At 25.9% G+C, this 19890-nt stretch carries 17 protein-coding genes; 2 read left to right on the top strand and 15 right to left on the bottom strand.

Annotated elements, in window-relative coordinates; translation table 11 throughout:
• Position 1: 1 nt before the first annotated feature.
• The 3 genes from BN346_RS11455 to BN346_RS11445 form a co-directional block, all read right to left on the bottom strand.
• Entirely contained in the window at positions 2 to 1744 is a 1743-nt protein-coding gene (locus tag BN346_RS11455) for an ABC transporter ATP-binding protein (protein WP_040328729.1), read from the bottom strand.
• Positions 1744 to 2142 carry an ATP-binding cassette domain-containing protein gene (locus BN346_RS11450; RefSeq protein ID WP_040328727.1) on the bottom strand — a complete coding sequence of 133 codons (399 nt, stop codon included), beginning with the start codon at positions 2140 to 2142 and terminating at the stop codon, positions 1744 to 1746. Before BN346_RS11450 ends, BN346_RS11455 begins: the two co-directional genes overlap by 1 nt.
• 109 nt (positions 2143 to 2251) lie before the next feature.
• Complete coding sequence (locus BN346_RS11445; protein ID WP_081770995.1) at positions 2252 to 3163, bottom strand: helix-turn-helix transcriptional regulator; 912 nt, start codon at positions 3161 to 3163, stop codon at positions 2252 to 2254.
• Positions 3164 to 3935: 772 nt separating this feature from the next.
• Here BN346_RS11445 and BN346_RS11440 point away from each other — a divergent pair.
• Entirely contained in the window at positions 3936 to 5543 is a 1608-nt protein-coding gene (locus BN346_RS11440) for an ATP-binding cassette domain-containing protein (protein ID WP_040328723.1), read from the top strand.
• Positions 5544 to 5978: 435 nt separating this feature from the next.
• On the opposite strand, the gene BN346_RS21845 is transcribed toward BN346_RS11440, so the two are convergent.
• The 8 genes from BN346_RS21845 to BN346_RS11405 form a co-directional block, all read right to left on the bottom strand.
• Positions 5979 to 6086: an SdpI family protein gene (locus BN346_RS21845; protein ID WP_148361103.1), complete on the bottom strand. Its 108-nt coding sequence runs from the start codon at positions 6084 to 6086 to the stop codon at positions 5979 to 5981.
• Positions 6087 to 6202: 116 nt separating this feature from the next.
• The gene (locus BN346_RS11435; RefSeq protein WP_040328722.1) at positions 6203 to 7054 is read right to left on the bottom strand and encodes a class I SAM-dependent methyltransferase; all 852 of its coding nucleotides are present in this window, start codon (positions 7052 to 7054) and stop codon (positions 6203 to 6205) included.
• 48 nt (positions 7055 to 7102) lie between these two features.
• On the bottom strand, positions 7103 to 7924 hold the full coding sequence (locus tag BN346_RS11430; protein WP_040328721.1) for a class I SAM-dependent methyltransferase: 822 nt from the start codon (positions 7922 to 7924) through the stop codon (positions 7103 to 7105).
• Positions 7925 to 7973: 49 nt separating this feature from the next.
• Positions 7974 to 8471, bottom strand: coding sequence for a YcxB family protein (locus BN346_RS11425; protein WP_040328720.1), 498 nt, complete (start codon positions 8469 to 8471; stop codon positions 7974 to 7976).
• Positions 8472 to 8702: 231 nt separating this feature from the next.
• The gene (locus BN346_RS11420; RefSeq protein ID WP_040328719.1) at positions 8703 to 9284 is read right to left on the bottom strand and encodes a 4Fe-4S binding protein; all 582 of its coding nucleotides are present in this window, start codon (positions 9282 to 9284) and stop codon (positions 8703 to 8705) included.
• Positions 9284 to 9496, bottom strand: coding sequence for a DUF362 domain-containing protein (locus tag BN346_RS11415; RefSeq protein WP_040328718.1), 213 nt, complete (start codon positions 9494 to 9496; stop codon positions 9284 to 9286). The genes BN346_RS11420 and BN346_RS11415 overlap by 1 nt, the downstream gene beginning before the upstream one ends.
• Before the next feature lie 123 nt (positions 9497 to 9619).
• On the bottom strand, positions 9620 to 10378 hold the full coding sequence (locus BN346_RS11410; RefSeq protein WP_051540333.1) for an APH(3') family aminoglycoside O-phosphotransferase: 759 nt from the start codon (positions 10376 to 10378) through the stop codon (positions 9620 to 9622).
• Between the two features lie 102 nt (positions 10379 to 10480).
• The gene (locus tag BN346_RS11405; protein WP_040328716.1) at positions 10481 to 11335 is read right to left on the bottom strand and encodes a DUF4438 domain-containing protein; all 855 of its coding nucleotides are present in this window, start codon (positions 11333 to 11335) and stop codon (positions 10481 to 10483) included.
• 291 nt (positions 11336 to 11626) lie between these two features.
• Between BN346_RS11405 and BN346_RS11400 the strand changes: the two genes are divergently transcribed.
• On the top strand, positions 11627 to 12097 hold the full coding sequence (locus BN346_RS11400; RefSeq protein WP_040328714.1) for a VOC family protein: 471 nt from the start codon (positions 11627 to 11629) through the stop codon (positions 12095 to 12097).
• Between the two features lie 46 nt (positions 12098 to 12143).
• On the opposite strand, the gene BN346_RS11395 is transcribed toward BN346_RS11400, so the two are convergent.
• The 4 genes from BN346_RS11395 to BN346_RS11380 form a co-directional block, all read right to left on the bottom strand.
• Complete coding sequence (locus tag BN346_RS11395) at positions 12144 to 15272, bottom strand: AAA family ATPase (RefSeq protein WP_040328713.1); 3129 nt, start codon at positions 15270 to 15272, stop codon at positions 12144 to 12146.
• A gap of 6 nt (positions 15273 to 15278) precedes the next feature.
• Positions 15279 to 16466, bottom strand: a complete 1188-nt coding sequence (locus tag BN346_RS11390; RefSeq protein WP_341350022.1) for an exonuclease SbcCD subunit D — start codon at positions 16464 to 16466, stop codon at positions 15279 to 15281.
• A 1150-nt stretch (positions 16467 to 17616) separates the two neighbouring features.
• Positions 17617 to 18792 carry a NupC/NupG family nucleoside CNT transporter gene (locus BN346_RS11385; RefSeq protein ID WP_040328711.1) on the bottom strand — a complete coding sequence of 392 codons (1176 nt, stop codon included), beginning with the start codon at positions 18790 to 18792 and terminating at the stop codon, positions 17617 to 17619.
• Between the two features lie 378 nt (positions 18793 to 19170).
• Positions 19171 to 19854, bottom strand: a complete 684-nt coding sequence (locus BN346_RS11380) for a peptidylprolyl isomerase (protein ID WP_040328710.1) — start codon at positions 19852 to 19854, stop codon at positions 19171 to 19173.
• Between the last annotated feature and the right edge of the window lie 36 nt (positions 19855 to 19890).

Genomic DNA, 19890 nt, shown 5'->3' with positions numbered 1-19890 from the left:
ACTATAACCTCCAATCTGTTGAACCTACATATTGATTCCACATTTTTGCATACTGATTTCCATCTTTTATTAGAGTATTATGATTTCCCTTTTCAACAATTTTTCCTTTATCCATAACAATAATTTCATCTACATCTTGTATTGTAGATAATCTGTGCGCAACTAAAATAACAGTTTTATTTTTTGAAATATCTTCAATGGCTTTCGTAATATAATATTCATTTTCTGCATCTGTTGCTGATGTTGCTTCATCAAATATAATTATAGGAGAGTCTTTAATAAACGCTCTTGCTAAAGCAATTCTCTGCCTTTCTCCTCCTGATAAATATACTCCTTTAGTTCCATAAACACTTTTAATACCAAATGGCAATTTCTCTATAATACTTTCACACTGAGCAATTTTAAGTGCTTTTTTTACTTCCATTTCTGATGCATCCTTTTTTCCTATACGTATATTGTCTAATATGCTCATTTCAAATAACTTACTATCTTGAAAAACAAAAGATACATTTTTCATTAACTCTTCATTTCTTATATTTTTAATATCTATATCACCTATAGTTATTTCTCCATCTTTTACCTCGAAAAATTTTCCTATTAATGAAATAATGGTACTTTTACCCGAACCAGACAACCCTACAAATGCAACTTTTGATTTTTCTTTAATCTTCAAGTCTATATTGTATAGTACTTTTCTTTCATGGCCTGGGTAAGAAAAGCTCACATTTTTAAACTTAATATCATGTTTCTCTGGAAAACTTACTCCTTCAACCTTATTCTTTGTGTTATTATAAATAATAGATTCTATTCTTATCAAAGCTTCTTTAGCTTGTATAAGATTCTCTCCAGTCATCATTAATCTCATCATTGTTGTGGATATCAATGGTGCAATTAATATGAAAAATATCAAGTTTAAAAATACTCCTACTTTATCTGAAGAAAAATTAAACACTATAATACCAATAACAATTAAAAAAATAAAGAAACTATTTAAAGCAATTATGAAAACCGTTTTAGGTAATCTACAATTTTTTGCATACTCTGCTACTAAATCTCTATAGTTTAGGATTGTATCATGAAACTTTTTAAAGCTAAATACAGTCTGCTGAAAAACTTTTATAATTGGAATTCCTCTAACATACTCAACAGCTTCTTTATTCATTTGCTCCTGAATGGTCATTATTTTTCCCATTGTAAACTTATTTTCTCCACCCATCATTTTATGAATGCAAAAGAAAGCAATAAGTAATGGAATGAAACAAACTATGCCCATCCTCCAATCATAAAAGAAAAAACTAATAACAATGACTATGGGCATAATTAAAGTTGCTGCAAAATCAGGCAATTTATGTGCCAAGAAATCCTCTGTTAACATAGTGTTTTCATCAATTGTCTTTCTCAACTCCCCTGTTGATTTCATTTCAAAATAACCAAGTGGCATATCAATAATATGATTGCAAGCTTTCATTTTTAAATTTTTTGCTACTCTAAATGCAGCAATGTGACCTAATGACAATGCAATAAAATACAATGTAACACTTATTATGGATGTTAATACAGCTATTTTTCCATATCTAATAATTTGATCTGATTGATTATTCAATATGAAATATTTTATGATATTGTAAATACATACAAATGGAACAATTGATAAAGCAGAACTTATACCTGATAACACACATGAAACAATTGTAAGCCACTTGTAACCTTCTGCATACTTCAATAAACTATTTTTTCTATTCATTATGCTTCACCTTCATTCTTCAACACTTGAAGTATAGACTTTGTATCAATTTTTGTATCAAAGGTAGTTATTTTATTCTTATCTATCATTAAAGTTTCTGTGCATGTTTCCATCAAAAATTCATAATCTTGTGTAATTACAATAACAATTTTCCCACTCTTTTGAAGTTCCTTAAGTCTATCTGATACCAAATGCATACTGTCAGCATCTAAGCCACTAGTAGGCTGATCAAATATAAATGCTTCCTTATTTAAAACCTCTGCTGCAGCTATAGTAAGTCTTTGCTTTTGTCCACCTGATAATGTTAAAGAATGACGATTTTTCATATTAGGAAGCTTATATTTTCTTAATAAATTCTCTGTATTTACATTACTTACGGTTAATTTTTTATTTTTCATTTTTTCCCCCTGATTTAATATTGCGATCTGTTAAGTTAATATGCTCTACAAGAATATGTTAGCATGCTCTAACTTTTTTATCTTTCCCAATATGACCATTATTACCAAATCAGGCATGAACTTTTCTATATTCCATTGGTGTAATATTATACATTTTTTTAAAAGCTGTAGAATATTTTGAATTACTTGAATACCCAACAAGCAGTGCTATTTCAGTAATCGTAAATGATGAAGTTTTTAACAATTTTGATGATTTATCCAATCTAGTTTTCATAAATGTAGTATAAATTGTTTCTCCATAAGTAGACTTATAACATCTTTTCATTGTAGTTTGATTTATAGAAAACATGAAAGATAATTCCTCATATGTATAATGTTTTTCTGAATTTTCAATAATAAATGAATGTAATTTTTTCACTATATTAACATTAGATTTTGTAAAATATTCTCTATCTATCACTTCATTTTTAGGATCAATTGTACTTAAATACAAGAACAGTTCTTGTATTTTAACTTTCAAATAAGGTATAACAATATTTTCTTCAACATTATATATTTCACAGAAAATATGTTGTATTTTAGGCGTTGCTCTTTTTATAAAAAGTCTATCACCCTCACATAATTTATTTAAAATGTTATTGTAGTTTATATTAAAGACCTTTTGCAAACACTCTGCTTCCTCACCAAGTTCTGATGGAGTTATATAAACTGTAACTCCATGATAATGTCTTATTGGAAAGTTAGATTGAGAAGGACAATTTTCTAATGGATTAATTGAAAAATCTCCAGCATTCATATATGTTATAGTTCCATCCTTTAAAACACATTCAAACTTTCCTTCTCTACAATGGTTAATCTCGTAACTCTTAGAATTGGATTCACAATGAAAATTATGTATAATTTTATCCGTATGAATGTCATTATAAAATACTTTTATACCTTTAAAAATCTCATACTTTCTTGAACTATATTTTTCGCCTTCATTTCTCTTGCAAATTTTTAAAAATTCATTATTATTCATACTTATCCTTACATTGATGTATTTAAAACTAACTACATCAATTCTCTCCTTTCTTTTAAATAATAAATACCTATTAATGCTATGAAAAAAACTTTGTCCATTATGCTAAAAATTTATAACAGCAACGACAAAGATTTGTTTATACCATATAGTTATTTTCACTATCAGTAACCATTTTAATAATACCTACTGATAAGTACATATGATTTTTAACATCAATAATACTACTCATTATAACTTCTTAGGTTATTTAAAATTAATTTATCCATTTTCTCGTTATCCACCAAACCCTTCTTTACTTCTTGCTAATAACACTAAAATCATTTTACTATTTCCGATATTGATTATCAATATTAATTAAGACTGCAATTTAATATATTGTTTAAAGGATTTTCTTCACATATGAATCCATAATCAAAATTTATATAAAAAAACTATATAAATTTTGATTAAAGTTTACCATGTATGCTATTTTTTATGTATAATAAAAATATACAAATATTTCAACATAAGGCAAAGGTTAGAATTGCATCTTAAGAATGAACATATTGAAAATGTAATTGAGTCAAACTAATTTTATAAAATAATTGTAAATCACATTCATAAATTCCAGCACCAATATGACTTGATTTTTACCATTTAAAATGAACAAAAGAATTATCATTTTCTTTAAATAATTTATATAAATAAAAAATATTTAGTAATACATTTGTCAACTACAAGTGATATGAATAATACAAGGACTCTTGCTTTATAGAAAGGAAAATACAAAATGAATAATTTAAGAAAATCTTTTAGAAATATTATTGTTAAAAATAAATTTTTACTTTTTAAAAGCATTCTTTTGGTTTTTCTACTTATTGTATTTCAAGTTTTTTTACCTTTATTAATGCGAAAATTTATTTCACAAGTATCAATAATTCAATCCGTATCATTTCTATTGCTCTGTGTTTTTATATATGCACTATTCATTCTTATTTATAATATTATTGATGTTACATGGATGAAGTTTCTAGATAAATTGGGTGGTATAATTCTTGAAGGAATTAGACGTGATTTATACTATTCTATAACAAATGCAAATTATGAAAAATTGATTTTAATAGGAAAAGAAAAATTAAAAAATATTCTTTATATGGATACATTAAATATATTTAGTTCAATTGCCTGTCATAGTATACAGATATGTGTTAATTTGTTGTTAATAATAGTTTTTTTAGTGATATCAGCATACATAGATTTGAAATTAACATTAATTTTATTAATAGCTTCAATTATTGGTTTTCTAATTTCTATGTTTTCTCGTAAACCTATTTCTAATGCCTCTATGAAAGTTAATATTAAAATGAAAGAAGACAATAAGACTTTAAATGAATATATAGATGCACTTGAATTAGCAAAAACAAATAACTTAGATGAATATTTTCTTAATAAAAGTAAACAAAGTTTATGGAATTTCATAAATACATCTATTAAAGCAGATAATACTCTTGTTTTTCTAAAAAATCTTGTTACAGGATTCCATCAGGTAGTTTCTATTAGTATCGCATCATTTTTATCTATGACAATGCAGGCTGACTCTGTTGGAGATTTAGTCTTTTATTTATTTGTTTCTAATATGGTTTTAGATATAAGTCAACAAATTGAGTCTTCAATATACTCATTAGTTAAAATGATACCTTCATTTAAAAATGTAAATGAAATACTTAATTTAGCTAAATGTGGTGGAAATGAAACAATAAATTCCATAGAAACAATAGAATTTAAAGATGTTACTTTCCGCTATCAAGGTAATGAAAGAGCAATCCTATATAATAAAAATGAATTATTTAAAAAAGGAGATATTATTAGGATTACGGGACAAAATGGCGGTGGAAAATCTACCTTTGTAAAATTACTACAAGGCCTGTTGTACCCTAAGGTTGGAGATGTACTTTTAAATGGAATCTCAACAAAGACCTTAGACACAAATTCTATAAAAAATCAAATTCTTTATATTGACCAAGATGAAATTATATTAAATGATAATATAAAAAATTATTTGGAGGCAATATCAGAACAAAGTATTTCTAAATATCAATTGAAAGAATTAAAAAATATAGTTAGATTTGATGAAAATATATTTTCTATAAGTGAAAATGGACGTTCCTTATCAGGTGGACAACGTAAAAAGTTATTAATGATTAAATTATTATTAAAGTATAATTTAGTTTCTGTAATTATTTTAGATGAATTAGAAGCTGGCCTTGATGCTGAAACCAAAAACATAGTTACCCAATTAGAAAAAGAAATTATTAAAAATAATAATGATTTTATTTTTTTCAAAATTACACACGAAACTCAAGAAGATGATATATTTAATAGAATAATTACTTTTTAAACTGATTTTTAACATTATTACATTATGTGGAGTGATAAAAATTTGTAACTATATTTATTACAATATTTCTTAAGATAAAACAAGAAGGAGTGACCTTCTTAGATACTCCTTCTTGTTTACTTATATATTTATTAAGTTATCATTAGTTTTTAGTTTTATTCGCTCTATATCTCTTATGCTGTTAATTGTTATTTCTTTCAAATTTCATTCTTTCCTAAAATTCTATGTTTCTTAGTACTATTGGAAATTTATTTTAATCAAATAGTTTTACTATTCTATTTTGAATCTGCTTATTTTAAATTCTATATAACAAATAGCACCTAGTATACTCCATATATTTATCAAAAATATAATAGTACCATTTTCTAAATTTGTTATTAGATATGCCCCTATATTAAATATAAATAGTACAATTGAAATGTACCTTATAACTTTTTATGCAAGTTTGTTTGAAAAATGCCACAGTTCTTTGCTTTCTCTAGCTTTTTTACCTCTATACCCAACTGTAGTATCTGGATATTCACTTGGTTTCCTTATTATCATTCTAGAGATATAACAAATTATTGTAAACACTTCAAATATGAAAAGTATTAACATATTAACACATCACCATTTTAATTATATTTATCATTTCAAGTTTAGTTAATTCAATGATTTAATTATTTTGTACGTTGAGCTTCAATTATAGAGTAAAATTGTGTATCACCTGCTACTGGAATTAAATCGTATGGATTTTCTGCCCATATAGCCTTTGATACAACTTTTGATATAATATTTTTAAAACCTGCATTTTTTAAATCATTAATTAAATATTCTTCTACTAAACCACGTTCAATATTTTTACTTTTAGCAAGTTCAAAGCTTTTACTTCCTTTTTCAATATAACTACTTTGAATTACAATTTTGCCATTTGGCTTTAAAATTCTATATAATTCTCTTATAACTTTATTGCTTTCTGGAATATTTCCAAGTGCAGCTAAAGAAGTGATATAATCAAAGCTCTCATCCTTTATTGACATATACCTACCATCAGTTGCTACATAAAAGACTCTTTTGTCATCTGTTTGTTTTAATTTTCTAGTCTTCATTAATACATATTTATCTATGTCAGTACAAACAATAGAGAAGTTTTTATTTTTTGAATTAAGTAATCTTTGAAGCATAGATCCCATTCCAGTTGAAAGGTCACAAACAGTTCCTGAAAACTCTTCTATTAAACTATTCATACATTCTCCGTGAATTTTTTGTGCCTCAATTGTTTCTTTATTTTTATGTGCATTATAGTCTTTAATTGCAGAAGCATCTTTTTTTCTTATATCTTCAATATCTTTTTCAAGCATATCTTCTGTTATATTCCATAGTATTTCTTGATTATCTGATAAACTAGGAGCTACAATATTAAATACACCATGTTCATAAGAAAATTTACTTTTACATTTTGAACATTCCAAATTTTTCATTAATTCTTCTTTACATACAGGACACATAAGTAAATCTTGAATATTCTCCATTTAATTTTCCTCCTTAAAATTGAGAATAAAACTTTCAAAAATTAAATTTTATTTTTTAGGATTTTTAGCTATAAACATACCACTACTTTTAGGTATATCAATACTTCCATCTTTTGAAATTATATCTTCCAAATATCTATAAAAATCTGTTACTTTTTTCTCTGTCATTATAGTATTTATATTTGTATGTCCTTCTAAAGATAATATATAATCTACTAATGGTTTTGGATTTGTTATGTGAAGAGAATCTTCATATATTACTTTTTCAATAGAGTTAAAATGTTTTTTTAATTGTTCTTCTCCATTTTCTAGTCCAAATTCTTTTGTAATAGAAAACATTTTATAATTAGATTGTGCATCAAACTTGGTTACTAAATCTTTAAGACCCTTCATATTATTTGCACCATTAGTAGTTGCATAAAAAGTTCCATCAGATTTTAGTATGCGAGCAATTTCACTTATAGCAAGTTCTCTATTTGGTACATGATAAAGCATGTGATTGGCAATAACTACGTCAAAATAATTATCCTCAAACTCTATATTTTGTATATCCATAACAGAATAATTAACTATCTCTTTAACGTCTGAAAGTTTGTTCTTTGCTGAATTTAACATACCTTCTGAAAAATCTGTTAAAATTACATTAATATCTTTTGGTATTCTATTTTTATTTTTAACCCATATACTCCCATTTCCACAACCAAATTCAATAACTTTACTATTAGGCTTAAAGTTATATTGATCAAATATCCAATTTGTCCATCCATATTTATTTATACTACATTCATTGTGAAATGCTTGTCTAGCATTTAAATTCTTATCTGAATTATATTGAACCTTAACTATATTACTATCATTTGCTCTAGACATATTGTTTCCCCCTTTTTTATATCCTTTCAAGTTGAACATTATTTAAATTCTATTTTAAATTTTTACACTTTTCTCTCATAAATAAATCAAACTCACCTTCTCTATCATTTAAATATTTTTTATCTATAATAAAGACTTGATTTGTTTTTGTAATAATAAGATAAGCCTCAGGAATTTCTATAAATCGTACAAATGAATCATATTTCATAACAACTTTTCCACCTGTATTTGCATTATTAATTGTTGCACTTATTTCATCAAAGGATATTTCATAAGTTATTTCCCTTTTCCCAGCAATTTCCTCTACTCTATCCATAAATACTTTGCAGTATTTATTAATAATTAAAAGATATTCCGCAACCAAAATAATAGCTCCAATAAAAGCAATAGCTACAATATATTTATCACCTAAAGAAATATTAATTAATCCTATTAATGTACATATGCTAATTAGTATTATAAACACATTTTTTTGCAAAGGTGTCATTAAATATTTTTTGAATATTTTTATATTTTCTTCATTAATTGTACCCTTTGTTTCAAACATATAAATCTCCTCTCATTTCTAAAATCCCCACTTATTTAGCATTTTTATTATAACATATTATGTAAATTTGTTATATATAAGGAAATACATTAAAATTTATTAATGATTTTCAATTTATTTTAATATCTTAAAAACTACACTTATTTTATTAAAATTAGAAATATCAAGTTTTATATACACAAAAATAGTCTTAAATGCATTATCACATTTTAAGACTATTTTTTTACTAATCTATTTAATTTTATCTTTTATAATACAAACTCCTTGAGTCATTGTTCCCATGGGACAATATACACACCATGATCTTGGTTTATATAATGCCATTGTAATAAATCCAAGTATTGTTGATGTAAGCATCATACTATAAAATCCAAATGCAAATTGTGCTATCCAAGGAGTTACATTAGTTAACTCATTAAACCTCCAAGGTACTTTAAATGTCCACATAAGAGTAATAACTTCCTTTAATCCAGTAGTTTCATTAAAAACTAAATAGGTAACATATAACATATTTACAAACATAGTTAAAAAGAATATTAAAAATCCATACCTAAACCATTTTGTTTTTAAAAATTTTGGCATAGGTTTATTTCTTGAAAACTTAGTTCCAACCAATTCTAATAACTGTCCCCTACCACAATATTTATTACAATAAGCTTTATCCTTTTTAGTAAAACTCATAATTAATGGTATAAAGAAGCATAACAATCCTAACCAAGCAAATAATATATTAAATAGTCCTAATGTCAAATATAAGATAGTTGCTATCCAAAGATATTCATACCAATTCTTTTTCTTTTTTACTTTACCCATTATTGCCCCTCCTCTTGCTTTATTTCAATAACTGATGCAGGACATTGTTTTTCACATTTTGAACATCCAACACATTTATCAAAGTCAACTTCTGCATAAATTCCCTTATATATAGAAATGGCGCCAAATGGACAAGTTCTTGCACACACACCACATGCAACACAATATTTAGTATCAACATAAGCTTTTCTTTTAACTATTTTTTTATTCATTATATTCCTCCTAGTAATACATACGTTTTTCATATTTTATATTTTAAAATAAACATAAAAAATAAACTGTAACAAAGTCACAAAAGTTTGTGATTCTATTACAGTTTAAATTAATATAAGATATTAAAATAATTCATCCAAGAGAATATAATAACGTATTTTTTCATAATCCGGTTTAATGTTTAAGTAATGAAATAATAATTCAGTATAACATTTTTCATAATTCATAAGCTCACGAACACATAATGCAATGTCTTGATATCTGTCTCCTATGCCACCTCTTCCCATATCTATAAATCCTGAAATTTTATTATTTTGAGCAAAATAATTATTAAAACAATAATCACCATGAACTAAAACTTTGTCTTCTTTTGGCATATTTGAAACTAAATACTCATAAACATCTTTTTCATTATTAAATACATCTGTATATATATTTTTATCAACACAAATTTTCATTCCATTATCAATATTTTCTTTTACCTTCTTTAGCTTACTTTCAATTGATGCATTAAAAGGGCATTTTGAAATTGGTATTTTCCATAATATGTTTAATCCTTCTGCTGCAAGTCGTACTAATTGTTCAGGATTTTTAACATAACATTCACTCTCTAACATAATTCCATCTGCTTTTTCAAGTAAAATATAATCCATACCATCTTCAAAACATTCGCAAATGACTTTTGGAACTGGAACTTTTTCTTTTAACCAATGATACATTTCATGTTCACGAATGCTCTCATCATTTCTTTTTTCTACTTTTAGATAATAGATTTTTTCCCCATCAACAAACTTATAAATATCAGCTTTAGATTTTCCTTCATTATCTTTTACACATTTCATATCCTTTATAAAAATTTCTACTTCCTTTGGAAAACACATAAATATACAGTTCCCCCTTATTTTTTATAGATATCTGATCTTATATTCAAAAATCTATATATTAAGTACTAACTTCACTTAAGGATCAAATAATTTTATTTTTTACATATAATCTTTTATATTACTATCTTCACTTATCATACCTTTTATTAAGGGCTTTTTACTTGTTAGTATAGTTGTTACTCCAGGGCCATGTCCCATTTTTATACAATCACTGTGAATTACAACACCTACTGAAACTGCTCCTGTTAAGTAGCCTCTTCCATAAGTATTATCACAATCTGCAAGTAACACTAAATCTCCAAACTTTAATTTATCTATACCATGTTTTTTTATTTCATCCATATCCGCTGTCATAATATCATAGTCACCTTTATAAGCAGATCCAGCACCTATACCTGACCCCATTAGATATGGTGGAATTATAGCTGCAACTTTAATTATAAGTTTTCCTTCTTTTTCAATTATAGGAAGTCTTTCTAGAAGTTCTGGATCTATATTCATAACATGAATATCTTCATAATCTAAAAGTTTAAGTCCTTGTCCATATGCTTTAATTAATATTTTATCATCTATAGCTAAGTTTTCTAAATCATCTTTTTTAAAATTAATTAAAACATGTTCAACCCCTCCATGTTTTCCTGTAACGTAACCTACAGAGCCTTTTCCATCACCAGATACAACTTTAGCTTTGTTTCCAATGCAAGATAGTGAATTTAATGCACTATTTTCTCTTTCATTTTCATTTCTAATTGAAACTCCTGGTTCAATATGGTCCCCTGCTAATTTAAAAGCATAATCTCCTATCTTAACATTATAACAAATTCCACCAGTTGCAGGCACAACTAGTGATTCCCCTTCATGACTTAACCTATATGGTGAAGCTGGAAATGATGGATGATGAATTTTTCCTTGTACACTTTGCATAACAACTTTATCTTTATTAGTTCTAAGCATAATAATCTCCCCCTAACTTGTATATGTAATTTTTTTCATTAACTTACACTAAATTTATTACACTTCAAAACTATTCTATTAAATATATATAAATTCCTCCATATTAAAAGTTTTACATAAGTTTTTAATATATTGTTCATATTTATTCCCATATATTTCATAATAAATTTATTAATTTATGTTAAACTACATATACATTAGCTAGAAAAAATTTACACTAATTTAGATTAAGAAAACTTATAAAGTAACTGCATAAGTAAGGTTATATGATTAGAAAGAAGGTTAACAAACATGTTAGAGTTAGGTTCTACTTATTTAATTGTTAAAGATATGGAAAAATCTATTAATTTTTATGAACAATTATTGGAAATGAAAGTTTCACATAGAAATTTTAATAGGTGGGCTCAATTTAATTTTAGTGGAAACTGTATTGCTTTATACAATAATTCCTATGATTACGAAATTATAAATAGCAATAAAAATTTAGACAAATACTTTAATGAAGAATATATAAATTACTTAAAGCATAGAAAAATAAAATATGGAAATAATTTTGTTTTAAACTTTTGGATTGAAGATTTAAATGCAGAATATGAGCGGATAAAAGCATTGGATATAGGTAAACTTTCAGAAATTATGTATTTAAATATAGCTAGTCCATACTATTTCTTTGTTTTAGAAGATCCTGATAATAATACTATTGAAATTACTGGTAATTATAAAATTCCTGGAATAAATAATCAATGTGCTGTAGATTTTTAGATAAAAGTTAAAGGAAGACTCTTTGCCTTCCTTTAATAACTTTTTATTATACTTTTACACTTAATTTACTTCCTTCTTTTGTTGGGTAAACTTCTATCTTAGCTTCTATTCTTTCTTTAAGTTCTGGAACGTGTGATATTATTCCTACAAGTCTTCCACCTTCTTTAAGTCCTATTAAACATTCAATAGCATTATCTAAAGACTCTGGGTCAAGTGTTCCAAATCCTTCATCTACAAACATTGTATCAAGTTCTATTCCACCAGCATAAGCTTCAACTACATCAGCAAGTCCAAGTGCCATAGCAAGAGATGCTTTAAAACTTTCTCCACCGGATAGAGTCTTAACATGTCTTGGTTTACCTGTGTAATTATCAAACACTTCTAATTCTAATCCTTGCTGGGCAGCACCTTTTCCTTTTTCTTTCTTTCTTAAAAGTTCAAACCTTCCATTACTCATTTTCTTAAGCCTAATATTAGAAGCCTCTATAATATCATCAAAATATGAAGCCAACACATATCTTTCAAAACTTATTCTCTCTTTATTATTTCCTTTAATCATATTAGCTAAATCGCCAACTACCCTATATTTTTCTTCTTTTGATTTTATTTTTTCACTTAATTCTTTTCCATCCTTTAATAATGCTGAGTTGTTTTCAATTCTAGAATATACTGAGTTATAATTTTCTTCTAAGTTCTTTTCTTGATTTCTTAAATGAGATAAATCTTCATTTAGTTTACTTAAATCTATAACTTCTAATCCTTTTGTTTCATTAACTGCTTTTTCATAAAACTCTTCACAAGTTTTTAAATTTTGATAATATATTTTAATCTCATTTTCTAAAAATTTAAAATCACTATCATTTAAAATTGATTTTTTATAATCCTCAAAATCAATAAACTTTAATAAGTTAATTTTATTTTTTAACTCATTTAATAAATTTTCACCTTCAGTTTTATCTTTTATAAGACTTTCTTCTTTTTCATTTTTAGATGTTTTTAATTGTAAACATTTATTATTACATAAATTAAAATCTTTTTCCGCTTTAATAAAGCTTTCTTTAATTTCTTGAATTTTGTTTGTTACATTACTTATATCTAAGTTTAATTCATTTAAAGTTCTTATTTCTCCATTGAAATCTTCTTTTATTGAGTTTAATTTTTCCTTATTAACTTCTATAGATTTTTCAAAATCTAAAACTTTTAAACCTAAAGTTTCTACATCATTTTCGGATTTTTGTATTTCTTTTTCTAATGAATCTTTTAAACTTACCAAACTTTCTTTTTCAGCTATTTCCTTATCTAATTTTTTTATTAATTCCACTAAAGCATCTATATTAGTTTTTCTTACTTTTCCTTCTTCAACTACTTTATCCTTAACGTCCTTAATACTCGAAAACTCTAAATTTAAAATTTCCTTTATTACAGGTTTTATTCCATTTTCAGTAGCTTCATCTATTTTACTTTTTAGTGCTATAAGCTTATTTAGGCATACATCATATTTTTCTTTTAATAAATTAAGATTTTCCTTTTCCAACTTTATAACATCTTCAGTTATAGCTTCTTCAATTAATATTGCTTTATTGGGATGACTAGTAGAACCACAAACTGGACAAGGCATATTTTCTTTTAAACTTAAAGCAAGTATACCTGCTTGACTTTTTCTAAATAACTCTTCCTTAAGTTCAACTTCTGCCTTTCTAATTTTATAATCCTTTTCTAATACATTAAATTGACTTTTAAGCTCAAAATGTGTGTTTTCATCATTTTGAACTGAATCAATTTTTTTAAAGAGATTAACTAATACTTCACGTTGTTCTTTTTCTATTTTTAAAGTATTTTCTTTTTCTATTTTTTGTTTTTCTTTTTCACTTATATTATTTAAATAATCATCTATTTTTTTTATTTTTTCTTTATTTGTTTTTACTAGTTCTTTTAAATAATCATTTCTATCTTTTAACTCTTTTAATGATTTACTTTTTATATTTATCTCATTTTTACTTTTTTCATATACATCTACTTTAAATCTTAATTTCTCTAAGTCATTTAAAGTTATTTCTAACTTTTTACGCTCATCTTCTCTATTTTTTTCAGAATTAAAATTTAATAATGAAATATTATATTTCTCATTCCAACTTTTTAATTTATTTTCTACGAAAATTAATTCTTCTTCTCTTAATTTAATCTTTTTAATTATAGATGTATATTGATTTTCTATGATTTCTACTTCTTTTGCTTTTTTAGCTTTTTCTAAGTTATTTTCTTTTAACTTATATTCTTCTTTTTGCTCTTCTAAATGTTTCTTTTTATTTTCTAATAACACTTTTTCTTCTAATTTTTTATTTATATCATTAGCTTTTGTAATTTCTATATTTTTCTTTTCTAATAAAGATTTTATATTTACTATCTTATTTCTTATATCTTTTTCTAATTCTTTATCTTTCTCTAAAAGATTTTCTCCAAGCTCTATAACTTCAGCTGAATTAATCTCATCTAATGAAATTAAATTATATAACTCTTCGCTAACCTCTTTACAATTTATGCTTTTTAACTTAGTATCTCTTCTTTCAGCTACTTTACTTATATCATTTCTTAATGCACTTTCTTCTAATGTTATATGTTTTTGTATTTTTTCAAAAGCATATGTTCCAAAAATTTTTCTAAATATTTTCTCTCTCTCTACACTGTCAGAAGTTAATAGCTTTCTAAATTCACCTTGTGGAATCATAACTATTTGTTTAAATTGTTCTTTGCTTATACCTAATATATTTTCAACTTCAGCATTAACTTCAGTAACCTTTGTAAGGATTTTACCATTTGGAAGATGTAATTCTGCTTCTGATTTTTGCTCTGTGTACCCTTCGCCTCTTTTTTTCTTTTTAAGCTGCTGAGGCACTCTTCTTATATAATATTCTTCATTTCTTAATTTAAAATAGAGTTCTGTTTCAGTTAAAACTTCTGGCATTGCAAAATCACTTCTAAGTGAAGAACCTTCTCTATCACTACCACTAGCTTCTCCATATAATGAAAATGTTATAGCATCAAAAATAGTAGTTTTCCCTGCACCAGTAGGCCCTGTTATTAAAAATATATTTTTATCGTCTAGTTTTGAAAAATCTATTTCTACATTTTCACTATAAGGGCCAAAAGCTTTCATAACTAATTTAATTGGTTTCATAAAAAACTACACCTCTTTTCTTTCTACATTTTCAATTAATGTTTCCATAAGCTTAATTCCTTCTTCTGAACATTCTTTTCCCTTTACATCTTTATAGAAACTTTTAAATAAATCTATCTTGCTTTTTTCTTTAAAAGATTTTTTTTCTTTTCCTTCACTTCTTTCTTTTAAAGAATTTTCATAAGTAAGTTCCATAACATTAGGATATACCATTTTTAATTTTCTCATAGGTTCCAGAACTTCACCTTCATCCGTAAGTATTACCTTTAAGTAATCTTCTCTATTTTCTTTTGAATAAACTTCTTTGTCTAAAAGATTATTAAGTTCTCCCTTTATAATTCTGAAATCTCTTCTAAGTTCAAACTCTTTAAATTCTACAGTACACTCACCTTTTTCATTTAAAGATACAATATTTACACCTTTTTTTTGTTTTACCTCCGAAAAAGAATATTTATAAAGTGAACCTGCATATCTAATATTCTCATTACCAACTTTTTGCCTTCCATGTAAGTGTCCCAGTGCTGTATAGTTAAAATCATTAAAATAACTAGAATTAATATACTCTGAACCTCCAATAGATAGTGGTCTTTCTGAATCACTTCTCTCTAAAGAATTAAACTCCTTACCCTCAGCATCTTTTGCGTATGTAACATATCCATGAGCAACAATTACATTTCTCTCATCTTTATTCATATTTTCCTTTATATTTTCCAATATAACTCTCATTGCATCATCATAATCTCTTATTTCTTTATCTTCATATAATGCTCTAACTATTGCTGGTTCTGCATATGGAATCATATAAAAATTCACATTTCCATAATCATCGCATAATGTTATTTTTTCTATATTTTTATTTAATGTACCACTTATATAAAAGCTTTTATCCTTTAAAAGACTACTTGCAAATTCTAATCTCTCTCCACTATCGTGGTTTCCTGCTATAGCAATAATTGGAGTTTTAAGATCTACTATTACTTTATTTATAGTGTCATTTAAAAGCTCAATAGCCTCTACAGGTGCTACAGACCTATCATATAAATCTCCAGCTATAACCAGTGCATCTGGCTTCTCTTCCTCTATAATATTAAAAAGTTGATTTAACACAAACTTTTGATCTTCTGTCATATAATATTCATTAACAATTTTACCTATATGCCAATCACTTGTATGAATAAACTTCAAAAATAACACCTCTCTTATATAATTACATAATTAGTTATCTACACATTTTATCCTCATTATATCATGTTTTTAAAACCCAATTAAGAACTTAATCTTATTTAAATGGAAAGTGAAAAGTGAAGATTGAAAATGATGAAGCATAGTATTTAATTAAATCATGTGTCCTATGTAGCTGAGGTTTTAACCTTAGCGGTCCTTGATATCAATATAAACTTATAAATTAATATATTAAAATGACGTTAAGCAAGAATGAATTCTCGCCTACAAACTTTGAGTCCTTCAACTAAATCTATGTTTCATTCGTAGCTGAGACTTTAGTCTTGGCGGTATTTGATATGAATATAAACTTAGAATTAACATATTTAAATGACATTTTGCAAGGTTGAAACCTCGCCTACTTTATTAATTGAAAGTGGAAGATTAAAAATGACGTTTTGCAAGAATGAATTCTAGCCTACAAACGTTGGTACTTCTAATTTAATTTTTATTTCTTTCGTAGCTGAAACTTTAGTCTTGGTGGTAATGTATCCTTGCTAAATTTTATTGGTTTCATCTTTAAAATATACTAATCAACAAGAGGGACGGACCTCTCATAGAACAATCACCTTTTCATAATTTATTACCCTTTTTAATAATATACTTATCTAAACAAGTAAAGTCAGTCCCTAACAGATTACAAATTTTAAAGTAAGGTAAATAACGTTTTGCAAGGTTGAAACCTCACCTACTTTATTAATTGAAAATTGAAGATTGAAAATGATAAATTATATTATTAAATTCAATTATTTCTCTTCACCCTTTCTTCTTCGTAGATAAGGTTTTAACCTTGGAGGATTCTTATATGGATGTAAAATTAGAATAATATATTTTAAACGACATTAAGCAAGAATGAATTCTCGCCTACAAACTTTGAGTCCTTCAACTGAATCTATGTTTCATTCGTAGCTGAGACTTTAGTCTTGGCGGTCTTTGATGTGGCATATCATTCTTAAAATAATATATTAAAATGACGTTTTGCAAGAATGAATTCTCGCCTACAAAGGTTAGGACTACAAACTTTTGAACTTTCATTTTCAGCTTTAAACCCTAGAATATAATAAAAGCACAATGAAATTTAAATTCATTGTGCTTTTTATGTAAATTTACTTTTATATGTATGTTAAACTATCATTCCCACTATTGCTGCAGTTATTAATGTTGATAATGTTCCTGCTAACAATGCTTTTAATCCGTTTTTAGTAACTTCTTCTCTTCTTTCTGGTGCTAAAATTGCGAATCCTCCAATTTGTATTCCAATTGAAGATAAATTAGCAAAGTTACAAAGTGCTACTGATAATATAGCTATTGTTCTTGGAGATAATGACTTCATAACAGTTGCCATATCACTAAATGCTACAAATTCATTAACAGACATTTTAGTTCCTATTAATGATGCAAAAGTTGCTGCTTCTGATCCTGGTATATGGAATAAAAGGCTTAATGGTCTTAATAAAAACCCTAAAATTGAAGTTATACTTAATCCAAAAACACCTAATATAACATTTACTAAAGCCATAAGTCCTATAAAAGAAATTAAACTTGCGCCAACATTTAAAGCTAAATTTAAACCTTGGCTTGTTCCTTCCCCTATAGCATCAAAAACATTTTTTGCTGTACTGTTTTCTATTCTTACTTCTTCAAATTCTCCTTCACTATCTTCTGGAAATAGTATTTTTGAAATCATAAGTGAACTAAATGGAACAGTAAATATGGCTATTAATAAGTATCTTGAATCTATACCCATCATACTATATCCACCTAAAATAGCTGCTGATGCGCTTCCAAATCCTGCTGACATTACAGCAAATAATTCTGATTTTGTAAGTGATTTTAAATAAGGTTTTATAAGTATTGGAGCTTCTGTAGAACCTAAAAATATGTTTCCAACAGCATTAAAACTTTCTGCAAGTGTAGTTCCCATAATTTTAGAAACCATTTTTCCTATTACATTAACTACTATAGGTAATATTCTTAAATAATATAATAATGCTACAAGTGCTGATGTAAATACAATTAACCCCAAAACATTAATTGCAAATACAAATCCTAGTGATAAATCACCAAATACAAATTTTATTCCTTCAACCCCTGTATTAATAACACTATTTAATCCATTAGCTATAGCTAATAATATTTTTTGACCTACTGGTACTTTTAAAACAAAAACTATTAAAGCTAATTGAACTAAAATTCCTGGTATAATTATTTTATATTTTATTGCTTTTTTATTATTAGAAAATAATACTGCAATTCCTATTAAAAGTATTATACAAATAATTCCTAATAGTATATTCATCTAAAAAATTCCTCCTTATTAAATTATTATGATAAATTTTACTAAATTATTTTAACATGATTTTTTTTAAAATCTTATTTTAAAATCATTTAAAACCATTTTAAAATTTAGTATATAATGAATATTGAAACTTATGTATAACCCTTGTATAGTCTCATTTCCCATGTAATAGTTTTCATTTTATATTTTACATATCCAAATATATTTATACTAAAAATTCATATTTAATCTTTCATAAAATTTATAAAATCGCAAAAAAAACTCTATTGATTATATGGTTATAAATTTCTTAATCTTTAAACCATTAGGCACTTAATGAGTTAATCATTATCTCATTTCACCTTATTAATCAATAGAGTTTTTTATATTTAATTTATTTTAACTTTGTTTTTCAATTTTTTCTGGTTCTTGATATTTTACACCAAAAGTATCAACAGAAATTTTCTTTATTTTTATTTCTTTTTCAGGTTTATCTTGTGAATTTGTTTCTGAATTAGCTATTTCATCAACAACTTCCATACCTTCTATAACCTTTCCAAAAGCAGCATATTTACCATCTAAGTAGTTTGAATCTTCATGAACTATAAAGAACTGTGAACCAGCAGAATCAGGTTCTTGAGTTCTTGCCATTGATATTACTCCTCTTTCGTGGATTAATGTGTTTTGATTAAATTCATTTTCTGGGAATTCACCCTTTATGCTATATCCTGGACCACCTTGACCATTTCCTTCTGGATCTCCACCTTGAATCATGAATCCTTTTATTACTCTATGAAAAGTTAATCCATTATAGAAACCTGAATTTGAAAGACTTATAAAGTTTCTTACAGTATTTGGTGCCATTTCTGGATATAATTCTACTTTTATAGACTTTCCATTTTCCATTTCAATTGTAGCTACAGGATTTTTATCATCTTTTCCTTTTTCACTTTCTACAACTGCTATTGATTCTGATTTTGCAGCCTTTTCATCAGCAGACTCTTTGTTTTCTTTTGCATTGCATCCCACTAATATAACAGAACCTAATATAAAAACCAGTATTAGTGCTATGTATTTTTTCATAAATAAAAATCTCCTTTCATATTGAAGCATAATGAT

It is taken from the genome of Clostridium ihumii AP5, assembly GCF_000612845.1.
GTDB lineage: Bacteria > Bacillota > Clostridia > Clostridiales > Clostridiaceae > Clostridium_J > Clostridium_J ihumii.
The sequence above is the reverse complement of the archived record's forward strand: the minus strand, read 5'-3'. Positions and strand labels throughout refer to the sequence as shown.

Bases quoted from the DNA above. Each gene is read 5' to 3' on its own strand.
- BN346_RS11455 (WP_040328729.1), bottom strand. From the start codon at position 1,744: ATGAATAGAAAAAATAGTTTATTGAAGTATGCAGAAGGTTACAAGTGG.
- BN346_RS11450 (WP_040328727.1), bottom strand. From the start codon at position 2,142: ATGAAAAATAAAAAATTAACCGTAAGTAATGTAAATACAGAGAATTTA.
- BN346_RS11445 (WP_081770995.1), bottom strand. From the start codon at position 3,163: ATGAATAATAATGAATTTTTAAAAATTTGCAAGAGAAATGAAGGCGAA.
- BN346_RS11440 (WP_040328723.1), top strand. From the start codon at position 3,936: ATGAATAATTTAAGAAAATCTTTTAGAAATATTATTGTTAAAAATAAA.
- BN346_RS21845 (WP_148361103.1), bottom strand. From the start codon at position 6,086: ATGATAATAAGGAAACCAAGTGAATATCCAGATACTACAGTTGGGTAT.
- BN346_RS11435 (WP_040328722.1), bottom strand. From the start codon at position 7,054: ATGGAGAATATTCAAGATTTACTTATGTGTCCTGTATGTAAAGAAGAA.
- BN346_RS11430 (WP_040328721.1), bottom strand. From the start codon at position 7,924: ATGTCTAGAGCAAATGATAGTAATATAGTTAAGGTTCAATATAATTCA.
- BN346_RS11425 (WP_040328720.1), bottom strand. From the start codon at position 8,471: ATGTTTGAAACAAAGGGTACAATTAATGAAGAAAATATAAAAATATTC.
- BN346_RS11420 (WP_040328719.1), bottom strand. From the start codon at position 9,284: ATGGGTAAAGTAAAAAAGAAAAAGAATTGGTATGAATATCTTTGGATA.
- BN346_RS11415 (WP_040328718.1), bottom strand. From the start codon at position 9,496: ATGAATAAAAAAATAGTTAAAAGAAAAGCTTATGTTGATACTAAATAT.
- BN346_RS11410 (WP_051540333.1), bottom strand. From the start codon at position 10,378: ATGTGTTTTCCAAAGGAAGTAGAAATTTTTATAAAGGATATGAAATGT.
- BN346_RS11405 (WP_040328716.1), bottom strand. From the start codon at position 11,335: ATGCTTAGAACTAATAAAGATAAAGTTGTTATGCAAAGTGTACAAGGA.
- BN346_RS11400 (WP_040328714.1), top strand. From the start codon at position 11,627: ATGTTAGAGTTAGGTTCTACTTATTTAATTGTTAAAGATATGGAAAAA.
- BN346_RS11395 (WP_040328713.1), bottom strand. From the start codon at position 15,272: ATGAAACCAATTAAATTAGTTATGAAAGCTTTTGGCCCTTATAGTGAA.
- BN346_RS11385 (WP_040328711.1), bottom strand. From the start codon at position 18,792: ATGAATATACTATTAGGAATTATTTGTATAATACTTTTAATAGGAATT.
- BN346_RS11380 (WP_040328710.1), bottom strand. From the start codon at position 19,854: ATGAAAAAATACATAGCACTAATACTGGTTTTTATATTAGGTTCTGTT.